Annotated in this window: 11 protein-coding genes and 1 pseudogene; 5 read left to right on the forward strand and 7 right to left on the reverse strand. The window is 30.7% G+C overall.

The window, feature by feature from the left end:
* Window positions 1-111: 111 nt before the first annotated feature.
* The 6 genes from H518_RS0109665 to H518_RS0109690 all read right to left on the reverse strand — a co-directional run bounded on the left by H518_RS0109665 (window position 112) and on the right by H518_RS0109690 (window position 7265).
* Complete coding sequence (locus tag H518_RS0109665) at window positions 112-2487, reverse strand: TonB-dependent receptor plug domain-containing protein (protein WP_028888867.1); 2376 nt, start codon at window positions 2485-2487, stop codon at window positions 112-114.
* Window positions 2487-3404 carry a FecR family protein gene (locus H518_RS0109670; RefSeq protein WP_028888868.1) on the reverse strand — a complete coding sequence of 306 codons (918 nt, stop codon included), beginning with the start codon at window positions 3402-3404 and terminating at the stop codon, window positions 2487-2489. The genes H518_RS0109665 and H518_RS0109670 overlap by 1 nt, the downstream gene beginning before the upstream one ends.
* A gap of 66 nt (window positions 3405-3470) precedes the next feature.
* Window positions 3471-3992, reverse strand: a complete 522-nt coding sequence (locus tag H518_RS0109675; protein ID WP_028888869.1) for an RNA polymerase sigma factor — start codon at window positions 3990-3992, stop codon at window positions 3471-3473.
* Window positions 3993-4076: 84 nt separating this feature from the next.
* Entirely contained in the window at window positions 4077-5825 is a 1749-nt protein-coding gene (locus tag H518_RS0109680; protein ID WP_028888870.1) for a M14 family metallopeptidase, read from the reverse strand.
* A gap of 5 nt (window positions 5826-5830) precedes the next feature.
* Entirely contained in the window at window positions 5831-6283 is a 453-nt protein-coding gene (gene coaD / locus H518_RS0109685; RefSeq protein WP_028888871.1) for a pantetheine-phosphate adenylyltransferase, read from the reverse strand.
* A 4-nt stretch (window positions 6284-6287) separates the two neighbouring features.
* On the reverse strand, window positions 6288-7265 hold the full coding sequence (locus H518_RS0109690; protein ID WP_028888872.1) for a D-alanine--D-alanine ligase: 978 nt from the start codon (window positions 7263-7265) through the stop codon (window positions 6288-6290).
* Between the two features lie 207 nt (window positions 7266-7472).
* Here H518_RS0109690 and H518_RS0109695 point away from each other — a divergent pair, with 207 nt between their 5' ends.
* Together H518_RS0109695 and H518_RS0109700 are read left to right on the forward strand one after the other, a co-directional pair.
* Window positions 7473-7985, forward strand: coding sequence for a PASTA domain-containing protein (locus tag H518_RS0109695; RefSeq protein ID WP_231891921.1), 513 nt, complete (start codon window positions 7473-7475; stop codon window positions 7983-7985).
* 16 nt (window positions 7986-8001) lie between these two features.
* The gene (locus tag H518_RS0109700) at window positions 8002-9036 is read left to right on the forward strand and encodes an RluA family pseudouridine synthase (protein ID WP_028888874.1); all 1035 of its coding nucleotides are present in this window, start codon (window positions 8002-8004) and stop codon (window positions 9034-9036) included.
* Between the two features lie 107 nt (window positions 9037-9143).
* Here H518_RS0109700 and cmk read toward each other — a convergent pair whose 3' ends face one another.
* Entirely contained in the window at window positions 9144-9833 is a 690-nt protein-coding gene (cmk, locus tag H518_RS0109705; protein WP_028888875.1) for a (d)CMP kinase, read from the reverse strand.
* A gap of 219 nt (window positions 9834-10052) precedes the next feature.
* On the opposite strand from cmk, the gene H518_RS0109710 reads away from it, so the two are divergent.
* The 3 genes and pseudogenes from H518_RS0109710 to H518_RS19615 all read left to right on the forward strand — a co-directional run.
* Window positions 10053-12332 carry a T9SS type B sorting domain-containing protein gene (locus H518_RS0109710; protein WP_028888876.1) on the forward strand — a complete coding sequence of 760 codons (2280 nt, stop codon included), beginning with the start codon at window positions 10053-10055 and terminating at the stop codon, window positions 12330-12332.
* Between the two features lie 5 nt (window positions 12333-12337).
* Window positions 12338-14179, forward strand: a complete 1842-nt coding sequence (locus tag H518_RS0109715; protein ID WP_081411177.1) for a PorP/SprF family type IX secretion system membrane protein — start codon at window positions 12338-12340, stop codon at window positions 14177-14179.
* Between the two features lie 44 nt (window positions 14180-14223).
* Window positions 14224-19220, forward strand: a pseudogene (locus tag H518_RS19615) (SprB repeat-containing protein); the annotation flags it as partial.

Below are 19220 nucleotides of genomic sequence, written 5' to 3' on the forward strand. Positions count from 1 at the left end.
TTTACACATTCAAGTTTAAATGCATAATCATACTTGACTTTTCTGCCCATAAAAATACCCCCAAATAGTGTCTAACTTTTTGGGGGCAGTGTAATATTGTGAAGGTTTTTTTTAGAAACTAACTCTGAAAACTAAATTTGGAGTAATTCCTAAAGATATTCTATCAATTTTTTTTAGCTCATAAGCTATTTCATTATTATCATTTAGTGTGGGTTCGGCTGTATAAGTTCTACTTAAAATATTTTTTTTATTATAAATATTTAAAATCGAAAAACCTAATTTGCCTTTCCATTCATTTGATAAATCAAAAGAATAAGTTACAGAACCATCTAAACGATGGTATTTCGGAAGGCGGTTAGCATTTATATTATCAGTATCTAAAAAAATAGTTGGGGCACCAGTGTCTGGATTAATTTTGAATTCATGAATTGCTGTATATGGGTTACCTGTCCTATTTATCCACCCTAATGAAAATTCATAATTATTAAATTTAAAAGCATGTGACCATGAAAAGTAATTTGTGATATCATGATTCGCGGGAAAAAACTTGTTTTCTAGATCTAGAAATTTAAATTTATTTTTAGTAAAAGAATAATTTATCCATGTTCTGTAGTTTCCAATTTTTTTATTAATAAGGAAATCAATTCCAAAAATTTCCCCCTTACCTCTAGAGAAATCATTTGTCTGATCATTATAGCCAGCTGTTTTAGATGTCATTCCATTTATCTTTTTTAAATAAGGCTCAATATCAATTTTCCATTTATTCTTATTAAAAATTAACCCAGATGAAATTTGAAAACTTTCTTGAAGAGGTACGCTTTCGTTGTTTACTTGAGCCCAAACTTGATTTTCTAAATCAAAACCTAAACGAGATGATTGAAATTCTATAATTTGACTAAGTGTTTGATGTTTTTGCTCTAAAGAAGCTTTAAAACTGATGCTGTTACTAATTTTAGCTTCTATATATAAACGGGGCTCAATTACCGATCTATTTATCTTATCAAAATAATTAAATCTTAAACCCGTATTTATTTTCCAACTATTAGTGTCATAAATACATTCAGCGAAGAATGAACGTGTATTATTAGTTCCTTTATCTTGTTGAAGTGAGTTTGTTTTTTTGTTATTGTAATTATCATCTTCTTTGTATCTTAAAACGTACTGAGCCTCGTTTGATAAAAAATCATAACCTAATAAAAAATTAGTTCTATCATTAGCTTTATAATTTAAGTTATAAGTTAAACCAATATCTTTTACTGAATTTGTTTTTGTTGATTCACGAATAAAAAGGTCATTTCTGTAATTATATTCAGCGTAATAATTTAATTTAAAATTTGAATAATAAAATTTAAAATTGTGTTCTAATTTTTTATTTATTTTCTTTTTCCATAAAAAACTAAAACCGATATTTTTTATGTCTAGATTATCTTGATAAACGTCTTTGTATCTTGGTATTATAAAATTATTTGATAATTTATTTTTTGTGTTTAGGAAACTAAATGATAAGATTTCTCCAGCATTAGGTTTAATTATTAGTTTTGCAGAATAATCGGCAAAATAGAAACTATTATCTCTGCTAAAATAAATATTATTTGTAATTATATTTCTTTCTTGATTTGCATTAAATGTTTGAAATACTCTTCGAGATAATTTACTGAAAGTAATTGAGTTAATTAGATCTGTAAAAGAACGTCTAAAAGATGCGGTGAGTGCAATTTTTTTAGATAGAGGGACCCTAATATGTGCATCTGCATGCGTCATATTGAAACCGAAGCCCCCTGTTGTTTTTTTAGGAATATTTTCTTCGGTTATTATATCTATTACACCAGATACTTTATTTCCGTAACGAGCTTGTGTTCCACTTTTAGATAAAGTTACTTTTTTAGCTGTGTATGGGTTAAAAGCAGATAGACTTCCAAAAAAGTGTCCAGAGTAATACATTTTTATTCCGTCCCAAAAAATTAAATTTTGATCAGGAGTACCTCCTCTTATATAAATACCTGAAGCTGTTTCGTCAGGGCTTTGTACTCCTGGAATTATTTTTAAACTTTCTAAAACATCAGGCTCTGTTAAGCCTGGAAGTACACCAAGTTGTTGAGGGAGAATTGAAACAGAACCATTTTTATTCTTATTAATACCAGAGGTAACATAATTGGTTATTAGTACTTCTTTTAAAAGATTAAAACCCTTATTTTTTTTTTGATTTGTTATAAAATAATATCTACTATTAATTTTATTGAATTTAAGTGAGGTTTTGTTTTCTATTTCAGTAATAAGTTGATCAAGTGAACATTCTTTTCGTACGAAGGAGAATACTATTTGTTTAATTATGTTTGAGTCAAAAGAAAATTTAATTTTAAAGTCAGATTCTGTTTTTTTTAAAACATCTAAAATTTGAGTGTTAGAAAAAATAATGTCTATTTTTTCCTGAGAAAAAACAGACATTACAAAGCATATATATAAAATTATACTTAATTTTTTATTCATTAACTAGATATTAGCGTAACAGAATTGTTTTTTGCTAATTTAAACGAAATTTTTAAAGGTGCAAAAACAGTTTTTAATGCTATGTTAACATTTTTATGTGTAAAAGTACCTGTAAATCGTTTATCAAGATTAATGTTTTTTGTATTAAATTTTAAATTATAGTTTTTTTCTAGAGAAATAATAACTTGACTAAGAGGCATGTTATTAAAATCACTCTCTCCATTTAACCAAGAAGGAGTCTCTTTTGAAAAATTCCAGCTTTCACTTTTGTTAGCGTATGCTCTAAAAGCTTTACCTTTAGTTAAAAAAGATTCATCGTCATTGTTTGAATTAACTTTTACTCTTCCTTCATAGCATTGTACTTCAAGAAAATTTTTTGAAGTATTTACTGTGAATTTTGTACCTAAAACAACAATGTTACCTTCTGAGGTATTTACGGTAAATGATTTTCCTTTTTTTACTTCAAAATAAGCTTCTCCTGTTAAAAATAAGTTCCTGTTCTGCTCCCAATTTTTTTTATCGAACTTTAAATGAGAACCCGGTGATAAATGAACTATAGAATTATCAGGTAATTTAACACTTATAAGTTCTCCATATTCTGTAGAGAATTTAGAAGTAGTATTGTTAAAATAAAAAAGACTAAAAAGTAATGCTATAGATGCTACAGCACCATATAACCATTTAGGTATAAGTTTTATAACTTTTGTTGATTCTTTCTTTTGGTAAGTATTTTTAATTATTTTTTGAAACGTATCGGATTTGTTATAATCTGGAGCTTTTAAAAACTGAGAGGCTTCATTAATTTTATTAAATTGATGATATGCTTCAGATTTCTGAAATTGCTCAGATTCTTCTGTAGATAGATCATTTTCAATCCATCTAGCTAAAAAAGTATCATCGTTATAAATTTTTTTCATTTTCAATTTATCTATACTATATAAGAACAATTATAATGCTAATTACCCTACTTTATTTATTTTAAACTAAACGTTTCCTATTTTTTCTTTAAGAGTTAGTAACGCTTTACTCATTCTCTTCTCAACTGCCTTTACAGATATGCCTACGATTTCAGCAATTTCAGCATATTTTTTTTTATCTATTCTACTTAATAAAAAAACTTCCCGTTGTTTTTCAGGTAAATCGGCAATTGTTTTTTTTAATTTATGGTAAAATTCTTTTTCTTCTAAAATAAATTCTGGAGTTTCGTTTGTTTTATCAAGTGAGGGAGTTCTTTTTTGATGATTTAAAATAACTTTTTTATGAGCAGCTTCGTTAAAAAAACGATTATTGGCAACTGTATATAAAAACGATTTAGATTTTTCAAATATAATTTTAGCACAATTATCCCAAAGTTTTATATAAGATTCCTGAACAATATCTTCGGCTTGCTGAGTATTACCACATTTATAATAAATGTAATTTCGTAGAGTTTGCGAATGTTTGTTGAAAATTTCTTCGAAATTTTTTTGGTCACAAACAGATTTTATAGACTCTTTTTTATTCATTAAATTGTTTTCCTAAGGAAAAGCAAAAATATAAAATAGAAATATAAGAAATGTGTTAAAACTTGTAAAAATGTTAATATTAGTTTAGTATTTTTTAAAAATCGGTAATTTAGTGTGTGAGTCTTCGTAATAAGGCGTTTTTTTATAAATATAATTCAATTGTGCATATGCATTTTTTTCGAAGCTTTTATCTGTTCTTATTTTTTCTTTAAGTTCTTCTTTTATTTTAGGGTTATCTTTTAAAAATTGAGCAGCAACATCTTCAAAAACATAAGCTGAAAAACCTTCTTTTTGTTGTAGTATAGTGTCAAAAAAGTTCCAATTAAAAAAGGAGTCCGTAGCTTCAGCTTCTAAAGTTTCAATAATATACCTAATTCCGTCTTGTTGTGTTGGAATGTAGATATCTCCTTTTTTAAAATGAATTGTTTTTTTAGTTTTTTTAACGGTAGTGTTATAATGTAAATAATGACCTTCATAAGCTGTTTTACGAGTTTTAAAAGTGTTTATATGTTGAACATCTACAGTTAAAGTCGTATCGTTTTTGAAAGAAGTAAAATCAATGTTGTTATTTTTAAGTTTTTCAATAACTCTGTGCCAACCTTGTTGTAAAATATATGCTTTTGGTATTGTTATTTCTTTAGTTATATTAAAATTATTATAGTAAGAAACTTCTTTGTTATAAGGTTTCGATTTGTCATAAAATAAACGTTTACCATTGGTTACTTTACTATTAACATAACGACCTTCATACCCTTTAAAATTTAATAGGCTTGGTTTCTCTTTGTCTGCCTTAAAAGTAATTGGGTATGTTTTCTGATGTAATAGTTTTTCAATATTCTTTTTTCTTAAATCTTTAATTTTTGAAGAATTGATTTCAGAAAAATCTAATGTAGAAAGTAATAGTTCATAAGTTTGCTCAACCCTAATTTTATAAGGTTTTAACATGTGTGTTTCAACCATTAAACCTAATGTATTAAATAGGGTAGTGTAACCTGTTGAGTATCTTGGTGAATCGAAAAATTGTGCCCATCCTTTTTCAGGTGTACTCCCCCAAACGTTTACATAAGGAGTAATTGGTATTCCTTTTTTAGCTAATGACTTTTCTATTTGAGGACGCATGTCAGTTTCTAAAAAGCGACCAAGTTTACCACCTAGTTTATTATGTTGTGTAAATAAATGTGTAATGGCGTATTGGTAATCAGCACCGTTACTTACATGATTATCAATAAAAACATCAGGGTTTATAGCATGAAAAATTTTGGCAAAAGAAGCAGCATTTTTAGTGTCTTGTTTTATAAAGTCACGGTTCAAATCGAAGTTTCTTGCATTCCCTCTAAAACCATATTCTTTTGGCCCATTCTGATTAGCTCTTGTATGTGAGTTTCTATTTAAAGCTCCACCAATATTGTAAACAGGGATTACGCAAATCAAAGAATTTTTATAAGTATTTTTTAATGAGTCGTTTTGTGCAATATCGCGTAAAAGTAGCATAGAAGCATCAATTCCGTCTGATTCTCCAGGATGAATACCATTATTGATTAAAACTCTATTTTTTAAAGAATGTTTTAAGTCTTTTAAATCAATACTACCATTGCTGTTAAAAACAGCTAAATGAAGTGGTTTTCCTGAATCAGTATCTCCAATTTCAAATAAAGAAATTTCATTATAAGTTTGAGCTAAATCTTTGTAGAAAGAAATAACATCATTGTATTCTGGTGTTTCTGTACCATTAGATTTTTCAAATAAAGTAGTAAAATTTTTGTTATTAGTTTTAGAAGTTTGTTTGCAAGCAATTATACTACTAAAAATAAGTATTGCTATTATTTTTTTCATGTAAGTTATATTCTTACAGCATTAGGAACTAAGCCTGTGTAGTCACCATTGTTTCTAATAACATCACGGACTATTGACGATGAAATATAACTTTTTCCTGAAGAAGTTAGTAAAAAAACGGTTTCTATCTCTGAAAGTTTACGGTTGGTGTGTGCTATTGCTTTTTCAAATTCAAAATCAGCCGGATTTCGTAAACCTCTTAAAATAAATTGTGCATTTTCTTCTTTGCAAAAATTTACAGTTAAACCACTGTACATAACAACTTTTATTTTTGGCTGATGTTTAAAGGTTTCTTCGATAAATCGCTTACGTTCCACCAAAGAAAACATATATTTTTTATCTGAGTTTACACCAATAGCTATTACTAATTCATCGAATAAAGTAATACCACGTTCAATAATATCTACATGACCTAATGTTATTGGATCAAAAGATCCTGGGAAAATTGCTTTTTTCATAAGTTTAGTTGTTTAAGGCAGATTCAATTGCGTTACTAAATAAGTCAGGCAAAGAAATACCTGCGCAATTTGCTTGTTGTGGTAAAATACTTGCTTCTGTTAAGCCTGGAACGGTGTTCATTTCTAAAAAATGTGGCTCGTCGTTTACAAAAATATATTCTGAACGAGAAAAACCACTCATATTTAAAATTTTATATATACGTTTTGCTATTTCGGTTACTTTTTTTTCTTGAATATTAGAGATACGGGCAGGTGTAATTTCTTGCGATTTTCCCTCGTACTTAGCTTCATAATCAAAAAAATCATTTTCAGAAACAATTTCTGTAATAGGTAAAACAACAACTTCTCCTTTATATTGGATAACACCTATAGAAACTTCTGTTCCGTCTAAAAAACTTTCAATTAGTATTTCAGAATCTTCTTTATATGCTGTTTCTAGTGCAGGAATTAATTCTTGTTCTGTGTGAACTTTCGAAATACCGAAACTAGACCCTGCATTGTTTGGTTTTACAAAACAAGGTAAGCCAACTTTCTCAATAATTTTATTGGTATTAACGAAATCGCCTTTGTTTAAATATACAGATTTAGCAGTAGAAATACCATATTCTTTTACAACACTTAAAGTATCACGTTTGTTAGAAGTTAATGCCATTTGATAAAAAGGAGCAGAGGTGTGTTTAAGTCCAATTAAATCAAAATAAGCTAGAATAGCTCCATTTTCACCAGGTATACCATGAATAGCATTAAAAACACAATCAAAAAGTATTATTTTATCTTTTACTTTAACTGAAAAATCATGTTTGTTTATAGCGTATTCATCGTTGTTATTGTCAACAAGTACCCATTTATCATTTAAAATATGAATTTTATAAGGATTGTATTTTTCTTTGTTAAGATATTTATAAACTACCGAACCACTTTTTAAAGATATCTCTACTTCAGAAGAGTATCCTCCCATAATTATAGCTATGTTTTTTTTCACTTTAAAGCTTTTGAATTGTTTTATATTGTGTAATAATTTATTTAAAAATATACAAATTTACCAAAAAAACTCGTTTATGAGTTCACGAGTTAAAAATAGTAATATTTTTACTGTAAATTTGCGCCATCTTACAAAAAAAATAATATGAATACTTTTTCTAAAAAACCTAAAAATTTATTTCAATTTATAAAGAGCAAAACTTTTTTTATGCAAATAGGAATTGCGATTGTTTCGTTATTTCTTGTTGTGTTTATATTGCAATGGTGGTTGGGAGTAACAACAAATCATGATCAAAAAATACAAGTACCTAATTTGCATAAAATGTCATTGGCAGAAGTAGAAGCAAAATTAGATGCACTTAATTTAGATTTTATCATAATTGATAGTGCAACCTATAATCCTGATTATCCAAAGAAATCAGTTATAGAGCAAGATCCTGAAGTAGGAGGTTTTGTAAAAGAAAAACGTAAACTATACTTAACTTTAAATCCATCTAAATATAGAGATATTGAAATTCCTAATTTAAACGGAAGAACAAAAAGGCAAGCGACAACACATTTACGATCTCAAGGTTTTATAGTCGGAAAAAAAATAACATGGGTAAAAGATATTGGTAAGAATGTCGTTAGAGGATTAAAACATAAAGGAAAAGTAATTACTCCAGGAACAAAATTACCAAAGAAAACAATCATTAACCTAGTTTTAGGAGATGGTAACTAATTTATATAATTGATTAATGCAGGAAGATACAAATTTAGAAGTAGGGAACGACGATTTATACGAACATCATAGGTTTGTAGCAACAGATGGTCAAGAACCTTTAAGGGTTGATAAATTTCTAATGAATTTTATTGAAAATTCAACTAGAAGTAAAATTCAACAAGCAGCCAAAGCAGGAAATGTTTTAGTAAATGAGGTGGTTGTAAAACCGAACTATAAAGTAAAGCCTAAAGATGTTGTTCGTGTAGTTTTGGCATATCCCCCAGCTGAAAATTTATTAGTAGCAGAAGATTTGCCAATAGATATAGTGTATGAAGATGATGATGTGATTGTTGTTAACAAAGCTGCTGGCATGGTGGTGCATCCAGGTCATGGAAATTATTCAGGAACATTGGTTAATGGATTAATTTATCATATTGAAAATTTACCTAAAAACTCAAATGAACGACCAGGTTTGGTGCATCGTATTGATAAAGATACTAGTGGTTTGTTAGTTGTTGCAAAAACAGAATTTGCGATGTCTCATTTGTCGAAACAATTTTTTGATAGAACTACAGAGCGTTTGTATTACGCATTGGTTTGGGGTGATGTTAAAGAAGATACAGGTACAATTGAAGGTAATATTGGACGTAGTTTTAATAATCGTTTGCAAATGGCTGTTTTTCCTGATGGAGATTATGGTAAGCATGCAGTAACGCATTATAAAGTTTTAGAACGTTTAACATATGTTACATTAGTAGAGTGTAAATTAGAAACGGGTAGAACACATCAAATTAGAGCGCACTTTAAATCTATTGGGCATACACTTTTTAATGATGAGCGTTATGGAGGAGACGATATTTTAAAAGGAACAACTTTTACTAAGTACAAGCAATTTGTACAAAATTGTTTTAAAGTATTACCTAGGCAAGCTTTACATGCAAAAACATTAGGGTTTACGCATCCAACTACTGGTGAGTTTATGCAGTTTAATTCTGAAGTTCCTGCTGATATAGAAGCGTGTTTAGTTAAATGGCGCACATACTCTGAGAATTCAAAATTTGAAGAATAAATAAAATATTTTTTAAATATAAGATTCTCGTCAAATGTGAAGTCTTTCTTTATAAAAAACAAAAAACAGCTTATTTAAGCTGTTTTTTGTTTTTTATAAAGAGTTTTTTATTTTAATCTCATATTAACTAAACTCATAATGCGTTCAAATTGTTCTTTCAATCCCATGTCAGAATTATCAAACTCTACAGCGTCATCAGTTAAAGTAAGGGGAGAGTCTTCTCTAGTAGAATCTACTCTATCGCGTTCTTGAACATTATGTAGTATTTCTTCGTACTTTACGTTGTCTCCACGATCTAATAATTCTTTGTACCTACGAGTAGCGCGTTTATCAGCAGAAGCTGTCATAAATAATTTTAATTCAGCATCAGGGAAAACAACAGTACCAATATCACGGCCATCCATAACAATACCTTTGTTTTTTCCCATTTCTTGCTGTTCGCTCACTAATTTTTTACGAACTTCTGAAACCGTAGCGATTTTGCTTACTAGTCGTGAGACCTCAATGGTTCTAATAGCTGTTTCAACATTGGTGTTATTTAAATACATTTCGGCAAAACCTACTTTCTCGTTAAAAACAAAAGAAAGTGAAATTTTTTGTAGATCGTTAATTAACTCTTTAGGAGTAAAGTGAGTATCTGAAATATATTTTTGTTGTATTGCATATAGTGTAACAGCTCTATACATTGCGCCAGTATCTACATAAATGTATCCTAGTTTTTCTGCTAATTGTTTTGCTATAGTGCTCTTTCCTGTAGAAGAAAAACCATCTATAGCTATGGTGATTTTTTGTGTCATATTTAAAGGTTGAAAAGGACAACAAATATACGGTATATTTATGTTATTGTTAGTTCATGAATATATAATCTTATGAAGCTATGGTGTTTGTTATTGGTGGTTGTTATTGGTGGTTGTGTAGGTGATTAGTTTTTTGTATATTACCTTAATTAATTAATGCAATATGTTAATTTTTCAAAAAAAAAGTGTACTTTTAGCACCTCTAAAGAATTCTCTTAAATGAATAAAATAACAAGAAGCGTACAAGTACTTATAGCTGTACTTCTTTTTTGTGTTCAATATATATCGGTCGCACAGACTTTAGAACCACCTGTTTTACAGTTTGGTAACTCTGCTTGTGATAATGGACCGGTATCTGTAGATTTTTTTATTAATATCAAATTTAATACAACAGCTTTTAATAATGATAATCATTTTATTATAGAGTTGTCAGATGCTAGTGGTGTTTTTGGAGATCCTGCAGTTTTGTTAACAACATTAACAGACCCTACACTTAATTCGAGTTTTAATATAGAAGATGTAGGTTTTAAATTACCGGCAAGTACTTTTGGTAAAAATTATAAAATACGTGTTCGTACAACATCGCCTGTAAGGGAGTCTGTTTCTGATTCTTTTGAGGCTTATGAGAATATGTTTAATGCGTCTGAGTTGTTTTTAACAGATAGTAGTGGTAGAGATCGTTTTAGCTTGTGTGTAGGAGAGAGTCGGGAATTGTTTTTAAATACTACTGTTGTTGGAGAATATTTATGGTATAAGGAAGATGGTGCGGTTGATATTCTTTTAGATACAACAACAGAGCCTAAATTTACAATAACTGAATCGGGAGATTATTTTGTGATTATAGATTATGGGGCATGCCCTAATGTAGAGTCTGTTCATGCTATTGTTTCAGGTATTAGTAATGCTGATTCACAAATTAAAGGAAATGCGATTGTTGAAATTTGTGGAGATGATGCACATACTTTTGAAGCATCAGTTAGTAATGCGTCATATATATATGAGTGGTATTTAGATGGTGAGTTAAAACAATCTTCAAATTCTAATGAATATACCACACCGGATGCAGGTCAGTTTGGTAAATATGTTTTAAAAATAAAAACAGGTACAGGGGCAGATGACTGTATAACCACTTCAAATGAGGTTGAGTTAAAACAAAAAACAACGGCTAGTTTTACGATTACAACACTAAATCCTGGTAAAAGTATACTGTTGCCATGTGAAACTAGGGAACTTGGAATAAGTGATGTGCCTAGTGGAGGAACTGTTCAGTGGTATAAAGATGAGGAAGCTATATTAGGGCAAAATCAACCTACTATTTTTGCCGTAGAGCCAGGAGTGTATTTTGCTAGAGTAACCAAAGCATCATCAGGATCATGTCCTGATATTGTTGATTCTGAAAAAACAACATTGTTAGCCGCTATTTCTTTTGAGGCTGTAATTGGTACGGGAACAAGTTATACTGAATGTGAATCATCTTCGGCTAAATTATCTATAGTTGGTATAAAAGCAATTGGTTCAGATAATGAGAAATACGATTTAACAAATGCGCAAATTAGCGCAGGTACTCCAGTGTTAATTGAGTATCAATGGTATAAAGATGATGTTGCTATTTCAGGAGAAGTTACAGATGAACATGCTGTAAACTCTTATTTAGAAAATGGTAAATATGATTTAGAAATAAGCTCTTGTGGTGTGGGTGCTGTTAAAGGAAATACAAAAGATAATACACCTAGTGCTAGTTTAAATATTAAATTAATAGGAGCATTACCTGTCGTTACATCTTTGCCCAATTCAAATTCATTATGTCCAAATACAGGAGGAATAACGTATACAATTGATGCGTTGATTCCTGGTTATACATATGAGTGGTTTAAAGATGGAGATACAACACCTTTAGCAACAGATGTTAAAGATTTTGTTGTAGATGAAATAGGTAGTTATGTGTTGAAAATGTCAGGTTTAGGATGTGAAAAAATACTTGACCCAATAAACGTTGTTTTGTTTGATGCATCAATCGTTATAGTAACTCCGTCAGAAAAAGTTGTAATGGATGAAGGAGAAACAGTTACTGTAACTGCTTCAGGAGCAGATTCATATATATGGTATCAAGGAGAAGGTGCTAGTGGCACAATTTTATCAACAAACGAAACGTTAGATGTAGATGCATTGGGTTTTTATACAGTCGTAGCTACAGTTGGTAGCTGTGCCGTAGAGAAAACAATTGAAGTTGTAGAGCAAGATGATTTAGTTATTGTGCCTAATGTGGTAACACCAAATGGTGATGGTAAAAATGATTCATGGAGAATATCGAATAGATATGCTTTTCAGCCCTTGATAACGATACAGTTATATAATTCAAATGGAAAAGAAATTTTAAATACTACTGATTATAAAAATGATTGGCCTTTAGAGAATGTGGGAAGTCAACGAACTTTTTATTATAAAATTATTCGTGATGAGAAAATTATAAAAGCAGGTACAATATCAGTATTACATTAATAAATATGATAAGGAAAATAACTATATTATTTATTTTACTAAGTAGCTTAACTACAACAATGTTTGGGCAAACTTCAGATAGCGGACAGAACTATAATTCTTTTAGTTCTCGAAACTTTATGAAGTTTAATCGTTTTTTAACGGTGCCTACTTTTTCTGCTTTAAGAGAGAATAAAACATCGTTAACTGCTATTGTACGAAATAGTAATGTTGATTTTGAAGACAACCCGAGATTGCATTTAGTTTCGTATGCTGGGAAAATGAGAGAAAACGTAGGGGCTGGTTTCGCTGTATATCAACAAGAAGTTGGTGCTATGAAAGATTTTGGCGCTATAGCTAATTATGCACAGCGATTACAGTTGAGTGAGCGTATGGATTTAACTTTTGGTTTTAATTTTTTATATAGCAGAAGTAGTATTGATTGGGCTAGAGTATTGGTACAAGATGCAGATGATTCTTTTTTAGGGAATTTTCAAGATATTCCTATTGTAATGTTACAACCAGCGGTTACACTATCATTCGGTAAGTTTGATGTTGGTTTGTTTTTTGAAAATTTAATAGATTTTAATTTAAAAAGTAGCAAAATGGCTACTTCTTTTGGTGAAAAAACTTTTTCGGCACATGCAATGTATTCTCGTGAGTTTACATATGCATCAGGAATATTTGAAGGAGCAGATTTAAGGACTTTAGTTATTGCCAGAAAACCAGGGAAAGATGAGTTTAGTATTGGAGGTAGTGTAATACTAGATTTGCCAAAAGCAGGTTGGGCAAAAGTAGGTTATGATAAAACATATGGTATTTCGGCAGGTGTAGGAGTAAATATTTCTGAAAAGCTTGCAATAGGTTTTAGTTATGAGAAGAGTAAGTTTGCTGCAACCAATGAAATAGGTTTAATTTATAATTTTGGTAAAAAATCATTTAGAAGAGAAAGACCAAAAAGAAGAACAGGAAAAGTTAGTGTCATTTTACCTGAAAGAACTTCAGATAGAAAAGAAGAATATGATAATCCAGAACATAATGATTTATCTGATGAAATTCAAACAGCACAAGACTCAATAGATATTTTAAATAAAAAAGTAGATGAAATACTAAGGTTGTTAAAAAATCAACCAGCACCAAAAATAGTTAAAACAACTGAAACAGTAGTGCCTAGTAATCAGATAGAAGGAAAAGATAATTCTTTAAAACGAAGGTCAAATAAACCATGGCGTGAAAGTACTATTACCTATTCAGGAGGAGGAGGTACAATGTATTATATTGTAGCTGATAAATTTAGAGATAAAGAAAATGCTGAAGTTTTAATAGAAAAGTGGAAGAGATTAAAAGTAGAAGCGAAATATATTTATCAACCAGAAGGTAAATGGTATTACGTATATATTGATCGATTTGCAAAAGAAGAAGATGCTGAAGAAAAAATTGATGAATTTAATGATAAAACACGTTTGTATGAGAATAATGATAAAAACGATGAGTCATCAATTAAGATAAAAAAAGGAGGAAAAGACCCTGTATATATAGAGAAATTAACAATAGGAAGTAGCGGAGATAGTTACAAAGAGCCTAAGAAACAGGGGCCTGCAAGAGTACGAACAATGTCTAATATACAAGGCGTTACACCAGGTTACTATATTCAAATTTATGTAAACTCAAAAAAATCTTTAGCAGATAGAAATGTAGATGAACTAGTAAATGATGGAATTGAAGCAGGATATTTTGTGAACCCTAAAACTGGTTATATGCATGTATATATTGCAAAGACTGGCAGTAGAGAAGAAGCTATTAGTTTGTATAATAGTAATTTAAATGGTTCGTATTACGATATTAAAACAATAGTACATATAAAATAATTAATTATAATACCCCCAAATACATAATTAATCCCCATAGAAAAATGATGAAAAAATTACTTGTTATATTAACGTTACTACTTCTGGTGGTATCAGTTCAGGCTCAAAAAAATACGCGTCCAGAAAAACCAATTTTAGAAAAAATAGTTGGTAAAAGTTTAAGACCAGATGTACCATTTACAAATCGTTTAGGTAGTGGAGGTATTAATGTGAGAGGAGATATTACTTTTATTGCCAACAATATTTTAAATAGATCTGACGCTACTAATTCTGCTAACGTACCATATAATGGTAATACAGGAAATGGTAATTTGTTTATGGATTATATTGATGTTGATAATGATAATACAACATTCTCATCTTCTAGAGCTGGTTTAACATTGCCTACATGTTCTAGAGTTGTTTATGCAGGTTTGTATTGGGCAGGAGTTTATCCGTATGAAACATGGGCTAATCAAGAAACTAGGAGTAATCAATTTAATATAATTAAATTTAAATTACCAGGTGATGTTAACTATAGAAATATTACTGGAGCACCTATTTATACAGGTGGTACGGCTACTCAAAGACCTTATGTTTGTTATAGTGATGTAACAAGTATCGTTGCCGGTTTAGGTACAGGAGTAAATGGTGATTATTTTGGTGCAAATATTAGATCTGTAGTAGGGAATGATCCTAATGGTTTAGGGGGAGCTGCGGGATGGACAATGGTCGTGATCTATGAAAATGAAACACTATCAAGTAAAAATATTTCCCTTTTTGATGGTTTTTCAACTATAAATGGTAGCACAAATGCTACGATTTCTTATACAGGATTTAATACTATTCCTGTCGGACCAGTAAGGGCAAAAGTTTTAGTTGCTGCTTTAGAAGGAGATCGTGCAATTAATGGAGATAGTTTTCAAATACAAGATACGGGAGGTAATTATATAGATCAATCTACGCCAGTTGTAAACCCTTCAACTTTAGGGTGGGTTTGGGATCCTGTTTTAGGTTGGCAATGGAGAGCTTCCTTCAATTTTTTTAATGGTTCTATTAGTGAGTATGATGCTTACTTAACTGATAGAACTCCTACAAGTCAAAATACACTAGGTTTTGATGTTGATTTATATAATTTGAATAATAATGCGAATAGTGTTATTGGTAATAATCAAACAAGCGCAAGTTTACGATTTACAACTAGCGGAGATGTTTATTGGCCCTTTTTAAACGCTTTAGCTGTTGAAATTATAGAACCTAAAATTCAATTAATAAAAACGATTGAAGATGCAGCAGGGAATCCGGTACCACCAAATATGGGGGTTGATTTTGGTGATGAAATATTTTATTCAATAAAGTTTCAAAATGTAGGAACCGATAATGCTTTAAATACAGAATTAATAGATTTACTTCCAACAAATGTAGATTTAATAGAGTCAGATATAATATTACCAGCTGGATTAACAGCTGCAGACTATACATATACACCACCTGCCATAGGAAACGGATTTAGAGGGGAGTTAAGGTTTAATATTCCTGATAGTATGGTTACTGAAAACGGTGCTGAATATGAAATTAAATTAAAAGTACAAGTTGTATCGAGTTGTAATGATTTAAGAGATGTTTGTTCTAATGTAATTATGAATCAGGCATTTGCCAACTATGATAGTGATGAAGGAGGAACACCTAGAGTTATTAATGAACCTAGTTTTTCTGGAGTTGATGCATGTAATTTAGGAGCTGTAGGTACATCAAACTTTTTAATAGATACATCAGGTTGTACGTTTGAAAGAACACAAATATTATGTGGTGCAAATACCGATTTAGTTGCAGGTGCTGGTTTCGCATCTTACTCATGGGTAAATGCAAATAACCTTGGGGTTGTAATAGGAACAAATCAAATTTTAACAGTTAGTCAAGGAGGTACTTATATTGTTACTAAAACGGTTCCAAATAATTCACCAGCTGGATGTGTTAGTACTACTGAAACTGTACATGTAACCGATTTTAACACTGTAACAAACCCTTTAATACCATTTGTAGATCAAGTTTTAAATTCATGCCCTAATAATATTGAACTAGCTGAAATTTATTTATGTGGTAATGCAGGTTCTAGAGATATAAATTTACCTTTTGTAGTTCCTCCTGTAGGTGTAACAGGTACAACAGTAAGATGGTTTGAACTAGTCTCTTGTCCTAACCCAACAACAATAACTGGTTGTGCAAATGTAGATTCAGGTTGTAGTTGGACAGATTTAGGAACAGATTTATCAAAAACGTTTACAACTGCAGGTCAATATAAACTAGATGTTTTATATGATGGACAATGTCCAAAAACTTATTATTTTAATGTTTATAATGATCAATTAAACCCTACAATTGTAAAAGAAGACCTTATTTGTGGTGATTCAGCAGATATTGTTATTAATAATATTCCAAATGGATATGAATATAGCTTAACAGGCCCTGGTGGATATAATGCACCTTTTCAGACAAGTAACACTTTTACAGTAACAGCACCAGGAGATTATAATTTATCTATTCGATTAGCAAACGGATCTACAGCGACATGTATTTATACATTTCCTGCAATAAACATTCAAGAAACAACAATCGCTCTTAATGTTACAACAACTAATATGCAATGTGCAAATGAACCTGCACAAATTAGAACTCAAGTAAGTGGGGCACCAGGTGATTATACATATGTTTTAACACAAGGAGCAAGCATAATTGCAACCGAAGGTCCTACTGCGAATAATGATTTTACTTTTAATGTAAATGATGGGGGTAATTATACTGTAACTGTATCTGTACCTAATGTTTTATGTATAGCATCAGAAGATATTGTTATTACTGAACCTGATGAACTTAATTTAACAGCAATACCAACAAAAGATATATCCTGTTTAGGTGGAACTTCTAATGGAATTATAACTTTAAATCCTGGTGGAGGTGTTTTAAGTGGAACTGACGTTTATTCTTTTGCTATTTGGTCTAAGGATGGAACACCTTTGTATGCTAATATATCAGATATTCCTGCAACAGCTTATTTCACAAACACCACACATCAAGTTATTAACGGTCAAGAAGGGGTTTATACCTTTGTTGTAGTTGATAGTAATAATTGTACTACTATTTCAGCTCCAGTAACAATTAATGTTGAACCAGAATTACAATTTAATCATACTGCAACTAACATTTCATGTAATGGATTGACAGATGGTAGTATTAATGTTAATGTAGTTGGTAGTGATTTAGGTTTTTCTCCTATAGAATATAGTATAAATGGAGCCGGAGGCCCTTGGAACACTACAGGTGTATTTAACAATTTGTCAGCAAATCCTAATTATACGATAACAATAAGAGCATCAAAAACAGGTTATCAATGTGATTATGAGATTACTAATATAGCAATTACAGAACCCTCACCACTTACTGGTGGTGATGTAGTCGGAACCGATTATGAGTGTAATACAGCCGGAAATACAATTTTAGGAACTTTAACCTTTACAGCACCAACAGGAGGAAGTGGAGCATATACTTATTATTATAAACTTTCTACAGATGCTACTTTCATTGCAGTCACAGGAGTATCAGTATCAGGATTAGTGTCAGGTACTTATAATGTGAAAGTTGAGGATGCGAGAGGATGTGAAAGAAATTTAACAGATGTTGTTATAGATCCGATACCTGGTGCACCAACACTTAACCATTCTATAGAATATAATTGTGAAGGAGAAGGAACAATAACAGTAACTCCTTTTAACGCGTCATATAGTTATACTTTAGACGGAGGAACACCTCAAACAGGAGCAAATGCGAATATATTTGCTAATACTCCAGTTGGGAATCATACAATTAGAGTAAATTACTTTGGTAATTGTAGATTAGATTTACCAGTTACAGTTCAACCAGGAAATATTTTTTCAGGTAGTATTGATCGTTGGTCAGATAGTGAATGTTTTGGGGCAGATAACGGAACAATAACAATAGGAGCAACTAATGTTGTTGGAACAACTTTTGAATATTCGACTGACGGAGGAACGACATGGTCAGCTACATCAGACAATCCATATAGAGTAATTGGTTTAGCTGCTGATACTTATAATGTATTTATTAGAGAGACAGATGGAGGAAAAACATGTGTTATAGATTTAGGAAATGTAGTAATAACTCAACCAGATGAATTAACATTATCAGCTTCAGCAACTCAAATACCAACATGTGTATTACCATCAGTAGGTACAATTACAGCTGTAGCATCAGGTGGAGTACCTCCATATGAATTTAGTATAGATAATGGTGCCTCATGGCAAACTTCTCCAATATTTTCAAACGTACCAGCAAGAGCTACTGATTATATTGTTATGATTCGTGATAGTAGAAATTGTAATGAATGCGGTTGTACTTCAAATTTATTTGAAAATGGAAGTTTTGAATTACCTGCTAGAACAGGAAGAACTTTTAGAATATATAATGAAAACAATGTTCCAGGTTGGGATTCTACAGCAAGTGATAATAGAATAGAAATATGGTATAATAATTTTAATGGAGTACCAGCTCATGATGGAGTAGCTCATGCAGAATTAAATGCAAATTTAGAATCTTCATTATTTCAAGAGTATTGTACGCAACCAGGTGATGTAATAAGTTGGTCTGTAGCACATAGAGGTAGGTCTGGTACAGATGTAGCAACTGTTAAAATAGGAGATGATTTAGCAACTGCTTCTGTAGTAGAAACAATGTCAGACGGAAGAACTGCTTGGGGAGTATATTCAGGAACTTATACTGTACCAGTAGGTCAATCAACAACTGTTATTGCTTTTGATGCTGTATCTACTGCAAGTGGAAGTATAAGTGTCGGTAATTTTATCGATGATGTTAAAATTACGATTGCTAGAAATAATTGTATACCAGTTAGTATTCCATTAATAGAACCAACACCAGTTGCTTTTACAGTAACACCAGAGGTTTGTTATGATGGAACAAATGGAACATTAACCGTAAACGTAACAAGTGGTAATGGTAATTATTTATACAGTTTAGATGGTGGAACAAC

This window comes from Tenacibaculum ovolyticum DSM 18103, from assembly GCF_000430545.1.
Classification (GTDB): domain Bacteria; phylum Bacteroidota; class Bacteroidia; order Flavobacteriales; family Flavobacteriaceae; genus Polaribacter; species Polaribacter ovolyticus.